We start from the raw sequence: 15,426 nt of genomic DNA, 5'->3' as shown, positions 1-15,426 counted from the left end.
GGTGCCACAGGCCACCCACGGTGATGTCGGTCTTGCTGAGTATGAGTGCGGTGCTTAGCTGACCTAGACCCCTGTGGCAGTCGGTCGACACCGAGTATCCATCTTGCCACAGCGACCCGTTCCGGCTGAAATCGGGCCGACGGGTCAGGCAGTCGGTGGCCGCAGGTCGGGTCGGCGGGACTTCGTACGTTCGAGTGACCGCGCATGACGCCACCCCGCGATGAGCCCATGGTTGCCCGACAGGAGCACTTCGGGCACGTCCCGGCCGCGCCAAGACGAAGGCTTCGTGTAGACCGGATATTCAAGCAAGTTGTCGGTCCCATGGGATTCCTCGACCAGCGACTCAGGATTGCCCATGAAGCCCGGAATCAGCCGGACAACCGCCTCGATGATTGCCAACGCGGCCACTTCTCCCCCATTGAGCACGAAATCACCGAGGGAGATCTCCTCGACGGACCAATGCGACGCGGCCTCATCGATAACGCGTTGGTCAATACCCTCGTAGCGCCCACAGGCGAAGACCAACTGGGAAGCCGTTGACAGGCGCACCGCATCGGCTTGGACAAATGGCTTGCCCGCTGGCGTCGGCACGACGACAACTGCGGCTGAAGTGGCCACCGCCTCCAACGCGTTGGCCCAGGGCTCGGGCTTCATGACCATGCCAGCCCCGCCGCCATACGGAGTGTCATCGACACTGCGATGTTTATCGGTGGTGAAGTCACGCAGATCGTGAATGCCAACCTCGAGCAGGCCGGCAGCGCGCGCCTTGCCCACGAGTGACAATTCCAACGGCGACAGATAGTCGGGGAAGATCGAGACGACGTCGATCCTCATGCCGGATCGGTCAGATCTGGTGCCGCATTCACAGCTTCATCGGGGTCCAACAGCCCCGGAAGATCGGCAACGAGAACGTAGCCCTCGGCCACGTGAACCTCAGGGACAAGATCCAGAACAAACGGTATGAGAATCTCCCGCTCCCCTGCCTTGACCGCGAGGGTGTCCTGCGCAGGCAGATGGATCACCTGTGTGATTGTGCCGACGACCGTATCGCCCGAGCGAACTTCCAGACCGATCAACTGATGGTCGTAGAACTCTTCTGGATCTTCGGGCATCTCGTCGGCGGCGACTTCGGCCTCAAGCACCGTGCCATGGAGAGTTTCGGCGGCCGTACGGTCATTGATTCCATCAAACCGAACGATTAGCCGACCGCTGTGCTGCCGGGTCGACACAATCGTGAGCGTACGAGTGCCAGCAACGACTGACGAGCCCGGCGCAAACCTGCGCTCGGGCTCGTCAGTGCGTATGTCGACGCCGAGATCACCTCGGATGCCATGGGCACGGCCAATGCGGCCGACGACGACCAACATGTGTCGTTCAGGCGCGACGATCGACATCGACGAAGTCGATGCGTGCGCCACCCTTGCCAGCTATCGCGTTGACGACCTTGCGGATCGCTGTCGCGGTACGGCCCTGGCGTCCGATGACTTTGCCGAGATCGTCGGGATTGACCCGAACCTCGAACAAGTCGCCATGTCGTCCCTGTTTGGAGCGCACGTCGACGTCATCAGGATGCTCAACGATGCCGGTGACCAAATGCTCGATCACGTCATCGATTGGCGTAGCCAAGATCAGGCCTTGGCTTCGTCAGCGGCAGGCTTGTCAGCCTTGGGCTCTTCGGCCTTGACTTCAGCAGGCTTGTCGGCCTTCTTCTCGGCCTTGACTTCAGCAGGCGCGTCGGCCTTCTTCTCGGCCTTGACTTCAGCAGGCGCGTCGGCCTTCTTCTCGGCCTTGACTTCAGCAGGCGCGTCGGCCTTCTTCTCGGCCTTGACTTCAGCAGGCGCGTCGGCCTTCTTCTCGGCCTTGACTTCAGCAGGCGCGTCGGCCTTCTTCTCGGCCTTGACTTCAGCAGGCGCGTCGGCCTTGGGCGCGTCGGCCTTCTTCTCAGCCTTCTTCTCAGCCTTGGCGTCCTCATCGGCTGGCTTGTCGGCCTTCTTCTTCGCAGCAGCGGCCTTCTTGGTGGTCGCTTCGGCTTTGGCCTCGCCTGCGTGCAGATCCTTCAACGCTTCATCGAAGATTTCCGCTTTGTCACGCTTGGGCGCGGCAACCTCGAGCTGGCGCTCCTGCTTCTCGCCGGAGAACTTTTCCCAGTCACCGGTCAGCTTGAGCAGCGCGACAACCGCCTCGGTCGGCTGAGCGCCAACGCCGAGCCAGTACTGCGCACGGTCGGACACCACAGTGATGATCGAGGGGTCTGCCTTGGGGTTGTAGGTGCCGATCTCTTCGATGGCACGACCATCGCGCTTGCCGCGCGAATCGGCGACGACGATGCGGTAAAACGGCGTACGGATCTTGCCCATACGCTTCAAACGAATTTTGACTGCCACGGTTGTGGTGTCTCCTTGGGAACTTGAAGTTGATGATCTTGCATGTCCGCGTGGGGACACGGACACGACGAAATCGATGGATCTGAATCTTCTCCGGCTGAGAGGGTCCATTGATGAATCAGACGCAATGGATCATTCTGCCAGAATGCGAGGCCGGGCTCCAATTGGGTTCAGAATTGGCCATGTCTACCGGCACCGTCAGCGAAGCGTTACGCCCCAGATGAGCCTTCGGCGAACACGATCGGAACCCCCGCTCGCCCCTCAGCGTTAAGCGCGCTGTCGAGCAGATATTGTCCGTTGCGTCATAAAGAACGTGGGTCATGGACCTCATTCTTTATGACGCAACCGTGAACGACCACAAGGACTTACGAGACGGCCGGCGCAGCGAACTGTGCGGCATACAGCCGCTCATAGGCTCCACCGGCGGCACGCAATGAGTCGTGGGTGCCTTGTTCAACGATATGACCGTGCTCCATAACCACGATGTGGTCAGCATCGCGGATGGTCGATAGCCGGTGCGCGATAACGAATGAGGTGCGACCTGTACGCAGCTGTGCCATCGCCTGTTGAACGAGTGCTTCGGTGCGGGTGTCAACCGAACTCGTGGCCTCATCGAGCACCAAAATGGCCGGATCGGCTAGGAAGGCGCGCGCGATGGTCAGCAGTTGTCGCTGCCCGGCACTGACATTGGAGCCCTCGTCCTCGATGATCGTGTCATAGCCGTCGGGCAGGGTGCGTACGAAGTGATCAACGTATGCCGCCTCGGCGGCCTGCTGAACCGCTTCAGGGGAGGCGGCGTCGGCACCGTAGGCGATGTTGTCGTGAATCGTGCCCTTGAACAGCCAGGTGTCCTGCAGGACGACACCGAAGTTGCGTCGTAACGGTCCGCGATCCATGCGCGCGATGTCGGTGCCATCGAGGGTTATGACACCGCCCTGAACATCGTAGAAGCGCAGAATGAGATTAGTCAGCGTCGTCTTGCCAGCCCCTGTCGGCCCGACGATGGCAATGGTCTGGCCGGGCTCGGCGACCAGATCGAGATGCTCGATCAACGGCTCATCGGGCTTATACGCGAACGTGACATCGTCGAAGACCACGCGCCCGCGCACTGGATCGGGGAACGGCGCATCGGGTTCGTCCGGGCGTTCATTTGGCTCATCGAGCAGCCCAAACACCCGCTCGGCCGACGCGACCCCCGATTGCAGCAGGTTGATCATGGCCGCGATCTGCGTCAACGGCTGGGTGAACTGGCGCGAGTATTGGATGAACGCCTGCACCTCACCAATACTGAGGGTTCCGGTCGACACCCGAAGCACGCCGATGACGGCGACTGCGACGTAATTCAAATTCGACACGAACATCATCAGTGGTTGGATCAGGCCGGACACGAACTGAGCCTTGAACGCCGATCGGTACAGCGCATCATTGTGCCAATCGAAGGTCTCGCCGGCCTCTTTCTGACGTCCAAAAACCTTGACGATCTCGTGGCCGGTGAAGACCTCTTCGACATGACCATTGAGCCGGCCGGTGCTGGCCCATTGCTCGATGAACTGCGGTTGCGACCGTTTCATAATGACGCGTGAGATCAGGATCGCCACGGGGATCGTGAAGATTGCGATCAGCGTCAGTAGCGGCGAGATCGTCAACATCATGACGAGGACACCGATCACGACCAGGACCGAGGTGAGCATCTGACTCATGGTCTGTTGTAACGACTGCGCGATGTTGTCGATGTCATTTGTCGTACGCGACAACACCTCGCCGCGTTCCTCGGTGTCAAAGTACGCCAGCGGCAGTGCATTGACTTTGTCTTCGACATCGTCGCGGAGTCTGGCGACCATACGTTGCACGACAATTGCCGTCAAACGGCCCTGATGCCACTGCAGCAACGACGACAACACATACAGCACAATCGCCAGCACCAGGACCCAGCCGAGCGCGGTGAAGTTGATACCGCCGCCAGGGTTGAGGTCCATCGACTGGACCATCGACGCAATGCGACCGTCGCCTTTCTCCTTGAGGCCCGCGACAATCTCCGCCTTGCTGCTGCCGGCTGGGAACTGGCTCGACATGAAACCGTTGAAGACGATGTCGGTCGCGTGCCCCAAAATTCGTGGCCCGAGTACCGACATCAGCGTTGCAACTGCGCCGAAACCGACGATCAGCCAGACCAGTGCGCGTTCCAGCAACAGCCTGCGCGCCAAGCGTCGAAATGACCCCTTAAAATCTTTGGGCTTCCGCGGCGCCTGAGCAACCGCGCCAAACCGGGCGCTCATCCGGCTTCTTCCTCGCTGAGTTGGGACAGAACGATCTCTCGGTAAATCGGACAAGAATTCATGAGCTCGGTATGCCGACCAGTGCCAACCACCCGGCCCTCCTCGAGAACGACAATCCGATCGGCGGCCCGAATCGTGCTCACTCGTTGGGCGACAATGATGACCGCAGATTCTGTCGTCACCGGCGCGAGCGAGGCTCGCAATGCGGCATCGGTGCCGTAGTCGAGGGCCGAGAACGAGTCGTCGAATAGATAAATTTTGGGTTGTTTCACGATCGCACGGGCGATTGCCAGGCGCTGCCGCTGGCCACCTGAAACATTGGCACCACCCTGCGCGATCGGTGCCGTCAGTTGGCCGGGCATCTGCTCGACAAATTCCTTCGCCTGCGCAATGGCCAGGGCATTCCACAAATCGGCGTCGGTTGCATCAGGATTGCCATAACGCAGATTGGAGGCGATTGTGCCGGAGAACAGGAACGCCCGTTGTGGCACCAATCCGATGCCGGCCCACACATCGTCGGGTGCCATTGTTCGTACGTCGCGATCGTCAAGCGACACCGAGCCGCCGGTCGCATCGAACAACCGTGGGATCAGCCCGAGCAACGTCGACTTGCCGCTGCCGGTCGAGCCGATGATGGCGGTGGTCTCCCCCGGCCGGGCGATCAGGTCGACGCTGTCGAGGACATTTTGTTCCGCGCCCGGATATGCGAACGACGCATTCCGTATGTCGACCTGGCCGCCGGTCACACGATGCGCAACGACATTGGCAGGTGCTTCGACGCTGGGCTCGGTATCCAAGACCTCACTGATGCGTTCGGCCGAGACCTCGGCACGCGGCCAGAGCATCAGCATGAAGGTGGCCATCATGACTGCCATCAAGATCTGGATCAGGTATTGCTGGAAAGCGATCAATGTACCCACACCCATACCGCCGCTGTTGATGCGAATCCCGCCAAACCATGTCGTTAAGACGACCGAGACATTCATGATCAGCATGACGGTCGGGAACATCATCGCCATCAGCCGGCCAACCGCGATCGCAACGTCACGATTTTCATTATTGGCGACACCAAATCGTTCGGCCTCGTAATCCTCCTTGGCGAAAGCCCGGATCACGCGAATGCCCATGATTTGTTCACGCATGACGCCATTGATCGCATCGATCTTGGTCTGCATGAGCCGGAACAGCGGTCGCATCCGACGAATGATCATTCCGATACATACGATCAGCGTCGGCACCACCAGCAGCAGCAACGCGGACAGCTGGACATCTTGTCGCAGTGCCATGATGATGCCGCCGATCGACATGATCGGCGCGGCGACCAGCAACGTCAACGCCATGAAAACGATGAGTTGGACCTGCTGGACGTCATTGGTCGACCGAGTGATCAGCGTCGGCGCGCCGAACTGCGTCATCTCACGGGCTGCAAAGGTTCCGACCTTGGCAAATACGGCGGCTCGCAGGTCGCGCCCAAGAGCCATCGCCGTGCGAGCTCCGTAGTAGACGGCGATGACCGTGCAGGCGATCTGAACGACCGTGATCGCCAGCATTACGCCGCCAGTGCGCAAAATGTAGCCGGTGTCGCCGGTGACCAGACCCTTGTCGATGATGTCGGCGTTCAGACCGGGGAGGTACAGATTCGCAATCGTCTGGATGAATTGAAACCCCAGAACCAAAGCGATCGGCCACTTGTAAGGCGCCAAGTATCGGCGCAAGAGTGGCAGCAGCATGAGGAGAGATTATCGTCTGTCGTCAAACTGCTTCTGGGCCAGGTGCCCTAGTCTCGACAACGTTGCTGTCGACAAGATTCAGGCGTGCTTGGGCAACCGGCCAGAGTGGGCGCCGAGCGCGATGACCTTCTCTTCCCACTTCAACAAATCAACTGTCTCAAGACTGCCACTGCCCAATTGCTCGATCAGTGCAGATTCATCGGCCTCAATATCGCGTTGCAGCTCGATCAGCGCCTCAGTCGCCTGATCAGCACGTAAACCTTCATCGACCGCTCGCCGTTCCGAAACAACCGCACGCCGTTCAGCAATCCCGGCACGCTGTTCGGCTGCGGTCGCACGCGTTTCTACCTGTTGAACTGTGCTGTGAAGTTCGTCGATCACCGCATCACGCTGGGCAACCCGGTCGGCCATCGAGTCGGCGAATGCGGTGTTTTCGCGCGATTGTGTCACTGCGAGTCGTCGATAATCGGAGGCGCTTTCGGTACGTTCGACCGCGTAGCGCCGGCGGTTTACGACCAATTCGGAATGAACGATGCGAGCCGCCGACGCGCCGCAGAGGAAGACAACAACGACCACGATGCTGAGCAGCGTCGGTGTCTGAAGCACGAGCGCAGGTATCGCGACAGCGGCAGCAAACACCAACAGCGCAATCGCGACAGTGATCCGGATGCGGCGTTGACGACGACGGGAAGAGGATCGATTGGCCATGTCTCAAGGTTAAGTCGTTGGGGCGATCAAACCGTTGAGGACACGCGCCCGGCTAGAGCAGGTCTTTCAGTTCTTTCGGCAGCTCGAAGTCGTCGGCCGACCCCGAGTCAAAACCGAAGGCACTGGCGCCGTCGGCTGGCCCAGTCGCAGCCTGCTTGGCCTCAGCTGCGCGTTTGGCCGGATTGCCTGAACCGCGTTTACTTTTGCCCTTCTTGGGCTGCTGCTTTGGCCCAGCACGCTTGCCGCCAGGCAGGCCGGGCATCCCCGGCATACCGGGCACGCTGCCACCGTTGGCCATCTGTTGCATCATCTTGCGGGCATCAAAGAACCGGTCGACCAGTTGATTGACGTCCTTGACTTGGGTTCCCGAGCCCTTAGAGATACGTAGGCGACGCGAACCGTCAATGATCTTCGGATTGTCCCGCTCCGCCGGTGTCATCGACAAGATGACTGCCTTGATTCGGTCGACCTCACGTTCGTCGAAATTGGCCAACTGCTCCTTGAACTGGCCCATGCCCGGGAGCATGCCCATGAGTTTGCTCATGGAACCCATCTTGGCCATGGCTTCCATCTGCTTGAGAAAGTCCTGGAGCGTGAACGAGCCGCCTTGCAACTTATCCGCGGCCTGCTGAGCTTCCTCCTCGTCAAAGACCTTCTCGGCCTGCTCGATGAGCGTCATCACGTCGCCCATGTCGAGGATGCGTGACGCCATACGGTCGGGGTGGAAGACGTCGAAGTCGGTCAGCTTCTCGCCATTGGAAGCGAACATGATCTGTCGGCCGGTCACTGAAGCAACCGAGAGCGCGGCACCGCCACGGGCATCGCCGTCAAGCTTGGAGAGCACGACACCGGTGAAACCGACGCCATCCATGAACGCCATCGCGGTTTGTACGGCGTCTTGGCCAATCATGGCGTCGACGACGAACAGCACTTCATCGGGATCGACGGCATCGCGGATGTTGGCGGCCTGCTGCATCAATTCGGCATCGATGCCGAGGCGACCGGCGGTATCAACGATGACGATATCGTGCAGGGTGTGAGTTGCTTCCTTGATCGCAGCCTTTGCGACAACGACTGGATCACCAACACCGTTGCCTGGCTCGGGCGCAAACACGGTCACACCGGCTTGTTTGCCAACCACTTGGAGCTGAGTCACTGCGTTGGGGCGTTGCAGATCGGCCGCGACGAGCATTGGGGACATGCCCTGGCCCTTGAGCCAGAGTCCGAGCTTCCCAGCGAGTGTTGTCTTGCCAGCGCCTTGGAGTCCGGCGAGCATGATGACGGTCGGCGGATTCTTGGCGTACTGCAACCGGCGGGTCTCGCCACCGAGAATCGACACGAGTTCGTCATTGACGATCTTGATGACCTGCTGAGCCGGATTCAGCGCGCCACTGACCTCTGCACCGCGCGCCCGCTCCTTGACGTTCGCGATGAACTGCTTGACGACCGACAGCGCGACATCAGCCTCAAGCAGGGCGATGCGGATCTCGCGCGCGGTGGCATCGATATCGGCTTCGGAGAGCTTGCCCTTGCCGCGGAGGTTCTTGAACGCGGACTGAAGGCGATCTTGCAGAGTGTCGAACATGGCGCGGTGGCGATCCTCAGGTTGAAAAATGTGTTGCTCACAAGACTAACGGTTCAATTCGAGGAGACCGGCGCTGCGGACCCGTTGGTCGAGGAATCCGACGAAGTAATTACCGATCTACGGCCCATTTGACGCTTGACTGGTTGAACGACACGAGCACCAAGTCACCGGCAACTGCGCGCGCCTCGAGCATTCCGGTGGCAGCCCGGTAGTCGTCGTTCGCGACCGCACGCATCTGAGCGGTGTCCCGCACCGCGTGGGCTAGCCGGATCCCGCGATCCCACAGCGAATACCAGCTGGCATTCGCAACGTCGGCAACATTTGCCGCCGCGGTTGACGGGTCGTGGAGCAGGACGACGTCAAGATCGCTGTGCAACGACAGTTCGGATCGCCCGTAGCCGCCGACAGCGACGAGCGCCATCCTGCGCCCGTCGCACTGATTGGCGTCGTGACTGGCGGGTGATGCAATCGCGCTGATGAAGGCACGGCGCAGCAATTCATCAGCTACGTGCGTGCGCTCGCTGCGGCGCTGCGCCAGGTCCGCCGAACTGACCATCCTCAGAGCGCGGCCTCGTCGGTCTCACCGGTGCGCACCCTAATGATCGATTCGACCGGGGTCACCCAAACCTTGCCGTCGCCGATCTTGCCAGTCTGCGCGGCCGAGACAATCGTCGAAACGACCATGTCGGCATCAACATCGTCAACGACAATCTCCAGCCGAAGCTTCGGCACGAGATTCACTTCGTACTCCGCGCCACGGTAGACCTCGGTATGACCCTTTTGTTGCCCATACCCACTGGCCTCGGTTACCGTCAGGCCGGCAATTCCCGCGGCAGCCACTGCTTCACTGACTTCCTCCCACATGTGCGGTTTGATTACCGCTGTGACGAGCTTCATGTTCAGAGTCCCTTCGAGAAGTATGAGCCACCGGCGGAGCCAGCAAAATCGTACGCGGTTTCCAAATGTTCGACTTGATCAATTCCAGTGATCTCGTCCTCAGCACCGATGCGAAAGCCAATCGTCTTGTCGATTGCGGCCGCGATGACATAGGTGAGGCTGAAGGAGTACGCGAGCACGGCCCCCGCCGCGATGGCCTGGCGGCCCAACTGTGCAAAATTGCCGCCGTAGAAGATGCTGCCGACCCCGCCTGTGTTCCCCTTCGTGGCCAAGAAGCCGATCAGCAACGTACCGATGATTCCACCAACGAGGTGAACGCCGACAACATCGAGCGAGTCGTCGAAACCAAAGCGGTATTTCAAGCCGACCGCCCACGCGCACAATGCACCGGCAATCAATCCGATCGCGATCGCGCCGATCGGCGAAACCGCGCCGCAAGCGGGCGTGATGGCAACCAGTCCCGAGACCGCACCGGAGGCCGCGCCGAGGCTCGTCCCCTTCTTGTCACGCAGCACTTCGAACAACAACCAGCCGATCATGGCAGCCGCCGTCGCGATCGTCGTGTTGACGAAGACAAGCGCGGCGAGGCCGTTGGCACCCAGCGCTGAGCCCGCATTGAAGCCGTACCAACCGAACCACAGCAATCCTGCGCCGAGCAGCACGAAGGGCAGGTTGTGCGGTCGCATCGGATCGCGTTTCCAGCCGACCCGTTTGCCCAGTACGAGTACGAGTGCCAGACCCGCCGCGCCAGCGTTGATGTGAACGGCAGTGCCGCCGGCGAAGTCGAACGCCTTGAGTTTGCTGGCAATCCAGCCGCCGGTGACGTTGTCGCCGCTGAAGGAAAACACCCAGTGTGCAACTGGGAAGTAGACGAGCGAGACCCACACCGCGATAAACACCGTCCATGCGGAGAACTTGACGCGATCGGCGACCGCGCCGCTGATCAACGCGACCGTGATGATCGCGAACATGAGTTGGAAGGCCACGAACACATACACGGGATATTGATGACCGGGAGTTCCGGTCAGCGAGTTCTGCGTGATGTCCTTAAGTCCGACCAGATTTAGTTTGCCGATCAATCCACCCTTGGCGTCATCGTCGAAGGCGAGACTGTAGCCATACAACACCCACAGAATCGGGACAATCGCCATCGCGAGGAAGCTCATCATCATCATGTTGAGGACGCTCTTCGCCCGCACCATGCCGCCATAGAAGAAGGCCAAGCCAGGCGTCATGAGCAGGACTAGGGCCGAACTGACAAGAATCCATCCTGTGTCACCGGTATTCATTGCGCCTCCGGAGTCGAATACTCTGACGCGGTGCTCCGTGTCATTGCTCAACACTGTGACGGTCGACGATTTCGATTCCGGTGCTTGGAGATTGCGAAACTGTCACAACTTCGGCGGAATTGTTAACAGTGCGTTACGTGCTCACCGGCTGCTCAGATCAATGCAGACCCGCGCGGCATGCTCAGGACAGCAGCGCGTCCACGAACTCGGCCGGATCGAATGGCGCAAGATCATCAGCACCTTCGCCGAGCCCGACGAACTTGACCGGGACGCCCAATTCGCGCTGGACGGCGATCACAATGCCGCCCTTTGCAGTGCCGTCGAGCTTGGTCAGCACGATGCCGGTGACGTCAACAACCTCGCTGAAAACACGCGCCTGGGTGAGTCCATTCTGGCCGGTCGTCGCGTCGATGACGAGAAGGACTTCGGTGACCGGAGCCTGCTTCTCGATGACACGTTTGACCTTGCCGAGTTCATCCATGAGGCCGGATTTTGTATGTAGTCGGCCGGCGGTGTCGACCAGAACTGTGTCGATGCCTTCGGCCTTGCCGCGCTGGACGGTTTCGAAACCGACGCTGGCCGGATCGCCCCCCTCGGGGCCACGCACGATGTCGACGCCGACGCGTTCGCCCCAGGTTTGCAGTTGATCCGCTGCAGCGGCGCGGAAGGTGTCGGCGGCGCCAAGTAGGACGGTCTTTTCTTCGGCGACCAGCACGCGTGCGATTCGCCCGACCGTCGTCGTCTTGCCGGTGCCGTTGACGCCGACGACGAGCACGACCCCTGGATCGCCATCCGTCCCCGTGCTCCGGAGCGAACGATCAAGATTGGCGCCGACGAGAGCAACGAGTTCTTCACGCAGGACCGTACGGGCGGCGTCCGCGCTGTCGACGCCCTCAACCCGAAGGCGAGTGCGCAGTTTGTCGACCAATTCTTGGGTCGGCCCGACACCGACGTCGGCGCCGAGCAGGGTGTCCTCGATTTCTTCCCACGCCGCATCATCGAGTGTGCCGCGGCCGAGGATGGCGAGCAGCCCCTTGCCGAGGGTGCCCTGCGATCTGGCGAGGCGCGAACGCAGCCGTACGAGCCGGCCCTGCGGCGTTTCTGGCCGTTCGATCGTCGCGGCCGGAGCCTCTGATTCCTCGTCCAGATCCGGAGCGTGTTCCTCCGGATGCTCGATCGTCGCCTCGGTAATTTCATCGAGTACATCGGCCGGCGGCAATTCCTTGCGGCCGCGCGCAATGCTGAGCGCGATGCTGGCGCCCAGCAGAATGACGACCGCAGCGATCGCGATGAACAGGATCAACGAAGTATTGGTCACCCCCCGATCCTATGCAGTCAGGCTGCCTGAAGCGTGACCGACATTCCGATCCGTTCACGTACCCATTGCGCATGTGTGATTACGATGATGCTCCGAGCCGGGCTCAACGCCAACACATCCTCGAGCAGCGCCTCTGCCGTGGCACGGTCGAGGTGCTCGGTGGGTTCATCAAGAACCAGGATCTGATGCTCAGCCAGCAACAAACGTGCCAGCCCCAGTCGTTGTCGCTCGCCCCCGGAAATCCGGCTGCCGTTCTCACCGACCTCGGTGTCCAATTCGCGCGGAAGGGTTCGTACGAAGTCGCGCAAACCCGCACGTTCGAGCGCCTCCCACAATGCGTCGTCACTCGCATCGGGCCGGGCGATTCGCAGATTTTCACGGATCGAGGTCGAGAAGATGTGTCCATCTTGCTGCAGCAACCCGATCCGCTCACGAATGTCGTTGCCCGCGCAATCTTTCAGATCGACGCCGCCGAGCGTGATCGTGCCGCCACGCGGTTCGATTAATTTGAGGAGGGTCATCGCCAAGGTGCTCTTGCCGCTGCCGCTCGGCCCGCCCAGCGCAATGACGTCCCCCGGGCGCACGACGAAGTCGATCCCGGACGCCGCGGTATGTCCCGGCCAGCCGACTGACAGATCCCGGACGATCAGCGTGGCATCGCTGCGAAGTGGTTCGGGGTTCGCGGGCTCAACCACGGGGCTCTGCAGACTTGCAAGGGCCCGGATCCGATCCACCGAGGAACGAATCCGCTGTCGTTGTTGTTCGATGACCGGGATGCTGTCGAGGGGTTCCAACAAGGCGACTGGAGCAAGCACGAGAACGGCCAGAAGTGTGGGCCGCAATCCGCCAGCGGCGACTGCCGCCGATGCGGTCAACGCCGAGAGCGCGACCGCAAGGCCAACCCCGATCAGCACCAGCGCAGAGCCCAAACCATTGAGCCAGGCCGCTTTGAGCTGGGCGTCGACCAACCGGCGATCAGTGTCGCCGAGCCGCGAATGAACATAGCCAGCCGCGTCATAGGCAACCAGATCTGGTGCCGCTGTCACCGCCTCCGTGAGCTGGGCGGACATTTGTCCATGCAGACCGGCCACCGATCGCTCCTGGACACCGCCCTGATGCGCGATCAGCAACGGAATGCCCAACTGCAATGCCGCAACGACCCCCGCCAGGAGCAGGCCGGTCCGTAGGTCGAACCAAGCCACCAACCCGATCACACATATCTCGGCGCAGAGGTTGATCGTCATTGGCAGCCGGACCCGCAGCTGACGGTCTTGCAACGCATCAATATCGGCCACGACTCGGTTGACCACATCGCCGCGGCGGACATTAGCCATGCCGACCGGTGCCGCCCGATCCAGTGCGACATAAGCGGCAACCCGTTCTCGGGTCAACATGGCGAATGCAGCGTCATGGGTCAGCAGTCGCTCGCCATAGCGGAGTGCCGCGCGGCCAAGGCCGAATGCACGCACGCTGACAATCGCCACCATGAGATATAACACCGGCGGATGCTCGGCAGCCCGCGAGATGAGCCACGCGGAGGTGAGCAGGAGGCCGATCACGCTGAGTTGAGCCGCGACGCCCATTGTCCAGCCGATTAGGAGTCGTCGCTTCATACGAGCACCAACTCATCGAGGACAATCTCCCGATCAGCGCGCATACGTACCGCTGACCGATGCGTGACCACGACGACAGTGACTGCTGCGGCCTTCAACCCGTCGATGATGTGGTCTTCGGTTGCCGCATCCAAACCGGCGGTCGGCTCATCAAATAGGAGCAATGTGGCATGCCCCAGTCGCACCCGAAGCAGCGCGCGCGCGATACCGATCCGCCGCCGTTCGCCCGCCGATACGTCCTGCCCGTCCTCGGCAATCCGCCGATCAGCAGATAGCCCGGCCGCTCCCGCTTCGTCCAACACTGCGCGCAGATCCGCGTCGCTGGCATCGATCGAACCAAGCCGTACGTTGTCTGCGATCGTCCCTTCGATCAGACCGGGAACCTGCGGAACCCACGCGATGTGACGGCGCCACTGTGCGATGTCGACGTCCGCTAGGTCGACGTCGCCCACCATCACACGCCCGGCAGTCGGTGCCGCGAATCCCAACAGCACCCCGAGCAGGGTCGACTTGCCCGACCCCGATTGCCCGGTCAGCACGATGAACTCCCCCGGCGCAATCACCGCATCGGTCGCGGGCAGTGCCGCGCGGGTACGTTCGGGAAAGCGAACCTCAAGTTGTTCGATGCTGATTCGGCTGGTGGCAGGATTCGGTGCTGCTGCTGTCCCAGCGTGCACGGTCGCAGTGTCGAGGATGTCAAAGGCGTCTTGGGCCGCCGCGACTCCTTCGGCGCTGTCATGGAAATGTGCGCCGACCTGCCGCATCGGGGTGAATGCCTCCGGCGTCAGAAGCAGGACAAACATCGCGATCTGGAGGCCAAGGTGCCCCTCTACGAGGCGAAGTCCAACGCTGACCGCCACCAACGCGACAGCAAGGGTCGCGAAGAGGTCAAGGACGAATGAGGACAGGAATGCGAGCCGTAAGGCAGTCATCGATTCGCGTCGATGTTGTTCACCTACTCGTCTTAGGCCGGCGACTTGGGACCGTCCGAAGACCTTGAGTACGACTAGGCCGTCGAGAACGTCAAGGAAGTGGTGACTCAACGTCTGCAGCGCCGCCCAACGCCGATCGGTTTTCTCCTTGGTGAGCCAGCCGACCAGCACCATAAAGACGACGATGAGTGGCAGCGTGACCGCAATCGTCAGCGCTGACAGTGGATCGGCCCACACCACCGCAACAAGCACAACCAGCGGCACACTGATCGCGAGGATCAACTGCGGCAGGTACTTCGCGAAATAGGCGTCGAGCGCGTCCAGCCCCGAACCAAACAGCGTGACGACCCGACTTGTGTCAGGCGTGATCGAAGCCCGCCGCGGATCGAGAACCGCCTCGGCAAGTTCAGCCCTGAGCTGCGACTTGACCCGCACCGCGGCCCGAGCAGCGAGGACCTGCTGCAGCCACGTGATCGCGGCCCGAGCAGCGAACACTGCACCAACCAAAACGGCATTTTGGAGCGTTACCGAGGTGAGGCCCTCGCCGGCAAATCCGCGCGCCACGAGGGCTGCGATGAACCACGCCTGCGCGACGATCAACAGTGCCGACACCGTACCGAGCGCCGCACCGACAACCAGCAATCTACGCACTGGCTGCGATCGTTGCAGCAGACGCGGCTCGATCGGCTTCACG

The 15,426-nt window shown here is 61.2% G+C and carries 13 protein-coding genes and 1 pseudogene; all 14 read right to left on the bottom strand.

Annotated features, from left to right (window positions below; genetic code table 11):
- Positions 1 to 144: 144 nt before the first annotated feature.
- Positions 145 to 834, bottom strand: coding sequence for a tRNA (guanosine(37)-N1)-methyltransferase TrmD (gene trmD / locus AC2YB9_RS07555; RefSeq protein ID WP_487268194.1), 690 nt, complete (start codon positions 832 to 834; stop codon positions 145 to 147).
- A complete protein-coding gene (gene rimM / locus AC2YB9_RS07550; protein WP_487268193.1) occupies positions 831 to 1,394 on the bottom strand; it encodes a ribosome maturation factor RimM in 564 nt (187 codons plus the stop codon). Before rimM ends, trmD begins: the two co-directional genes overlap by 4 nt.
- On the bottom strand, positions 1,375 to 1,626 hold the full coding sequence (locus tag AC2YB9_RS07545; protein WP_487268191.1) for an RNA-binding protein: 252 nt from the start codon (positions 1,624 to 1,626) through the stop codon (positions 1,375 to 1,377). The genes rimM and AC2YB9_RS07545 overlap by 20 nt, the downstream gene beginning before the upstream one ends.
- A gap of 299 nt (positions 1,627 to 1,925) precedes the next feature.
- Positions 1,926 to 2,384: pseudogene (gene rpsP / locus AC2YB9_RS07540) on the bottom strand (30S ribosomal protein S16); the annotation flags it as partial.
- A 365-nt stretch (positions 2,385 to 2,749) separates the two neighbouring features.
- Positions 2,750 to 4,660 carry an ABC transporter ATP-binding protein gene (locus AC2YB9_RS07535; RefSeq protein ID WP_487268190.1) on the bottom strand — a complete coding sequence of 637 codons (1,911 nt, stop codon included), beginning with the start codon at positions 4,658 to 4,660 and terminating at the stop codon, positions 2,750 to 2,752.
- Positions 4,657 to 6,390 (bottom strand): ABC transporter ATP-binding protein, encoded by a 1,734-nt coding sequence (locus AC2YB9_RS07530; protein WP_487268189.1) that lies wholly within the window; start codon positions 6,388 to 6,390, stop codon positions 4,657 to 4,659. Before AC2YB9_RS07530 ends, AC2YB9_RS07535 begins: the two co-directional genes overlap by 4 nt.
- Before the next feature lie 78 nt (positions 6,391 to 6,468).
- On the bottom strand, positions 6,469 to 7,098 hold the full coding sequence (locus AC2YB9_RS07525; RefSeq protein ID WP_487268188.1) for a hypothetical protein: 630 nt from the start codon (positions 7,096 to 7,098) through the stop codon (positions 6,469 to 6,471).
- Between the two features lie 52 nt (positions 7,099 to 7,150).
- On the bottom strand, positions 7,151 to 8,683 hold the full coding sequence (ffh, locus tag AC2YB9_RS07520) for a signal recognition particle protein (protein WP_487268186.1): 1,533 nt from the start codon (positions 8,681 to 8,683) through the stop codon (positions 7,151 to 7,153).
- A 109-nt stretch (positions 8,684 to 8,792) separates the two neighbouring features.
- Entirely contained in the window at positions 8,793 to 9,239 is a 447-nt protein-coding gene (locus AC2YB9_RS07515; RefSeq protein WP_487268185.1) for a DUF294 nucleotidyltransferase-like domain-containing protein, read from the bottom strand.
- 2 nt (positions 9,240 to 9,241) lie between these two features.
- Positions 9,242 to 9,580 carry a P-II family nitrogen regulator gene (locus AC2YB9_RS07510; RefSeq protein ID WP_487268184.1) on the bottom strand — a complete coding sequence of 113 codons (339 nt, stop codon included), beginning with the start codon at positions 9,578 to 9,580 and terminating at the stop codon, positions 9,242 to 9,244.
- Positions 9,581 to 9,582: 2 nt separating this feature from the next.
- The gene (locus AC2YB9_RS07505; protein ID WP_487268183.1) at positions 9,583 to 10,869 is read right to left on the bottom strand and encodes an ammonium transporter; all 1,287 of its coding nucleotides are present in this window, start codon (positions 10,867 to 10,869) and stop codon (positions 9,583 to 9,585) included.
- Between the two features lie 181 nt (positions 10,870 to 11,050).
- Entirely contained in the window at positions 11,051 to 12,187 is a 1,137-nt protein-coding gene (ftsY, locus tag AC2YB9_RS07500; protein WP_487268182.1) for a signal recognition particle-docking protein FtsY, read from the bottom strand.
- A gap of 17 nt (positions 12,188 to 12,204) precedes the next feature.
- Positions 12,205 to 13,800 carry a thiol reductant ABC exporter subunit CydC gene (gene cydC, locus AC2YB9_RS07495; protein WP_487268181.1) on the bottom strand — a complete coding sequence of 532 codons (1,596 nt, stop codon included), beginning with the start codon at positions 13,798 to 13,800 and terminating at the stop codon, positions 12,205 to 12,207.
- Positions 13,797 to 15,425, bottom strand: coding sequence for a thiol reductant ABC exporter subunit CydD (cydD, locus tag AC2YB9_RS07490; RefSeq protein ID WP_487268180.1), 1,629 nt, complete (start codon positions 15,423 to 15,425; stop codon positions 13,797 to 13,799). The genes cydC and cydD overlap by 4 nt, the downstream gene beginning before the upstream one ends.
- Position 15,426 lies beyond the last annotated feature (1 nt).

Source organism: Aeromicrobium changchenzhani, from assembly GCF_057586615.1.
Note: the sequence above shows the minus strand (reverse complement) of the source record. Positions and strands in the feature narration are given on the sequence as shown.

Bases quoted from the DNA above. Each gene is read 5' to 3' on its own strand.
- AC2YB9_RS07525 (WP_487268188.1), bottom strand. From the start codon at position 7,098: ATGGCCAATCGATCCTCTTCCCGTCGTCGTCAACGCCGCATCCGGATC.
- cydC (WP_487268181.1), bottom strand. From the start codon at position 13,800: ATGAAGCGACGACTCCTAATCGGCTGGACAATGGGCGTCGCGGCTCAA.
- AC2YB9_RS07530 (WP_487268189.1), bottom strand. From the start codon at position 6,390: ATGCTGCTGCCACTCTTGCGCCGATACTTGGCGCCTTACAAGTGGCCG.
- ffh (WP_487268186.1), bottom strand. From the start codon at position 8,683: ATGTTCGACACTCTGCAAGATCGCCTTCAGTCCGCGTTCAAGAACCTC.
- AC2YB9_RS07515 (WP_487268185.1), bottom strand. From the start codon at position 9,239: ATGGTCAGTTCGGCGGACCTGGCGCAGCGCCGCAGCGAGCGCACGCAC.
- rimM (WP_487268193.1), bottom strand. From the start codon at position 1,394: ATGTCGATCGTCGCGCCTGAACGACACATGTTGGTCGTCGTCGGCCGC.
- AC2YB9_RS07510 (WP_487268184.1), bottom strand. From the start codon at position 9,580: ATGAAGCTCGTCACAGCGGTAATCAAACCGCACATGTGGGAGGAAGTC.
- AC2YB9_RS07505 (WP_487268183.1), bottom strand. From the start codon at position 10,869: ATGAATACCGGTGACACAGGATGGATTCTTGTCAGTTCGGCCCTAGTC.
- AC2YB9_RS07535 (WP_487268190.1), bottom strand. From the start codon at position 4,660: ATGAGCGCCCGGTTTGGCGCGGTTGCTCAGGCGCCGCGGAAGCCCAAA.
- trmD (WP_487268194.1), bottom strand. From the start codon at position 834: ATGAGGATCGACGTCGTCTCGATCTTCCCCGACTATCTGTCGCCGTTG.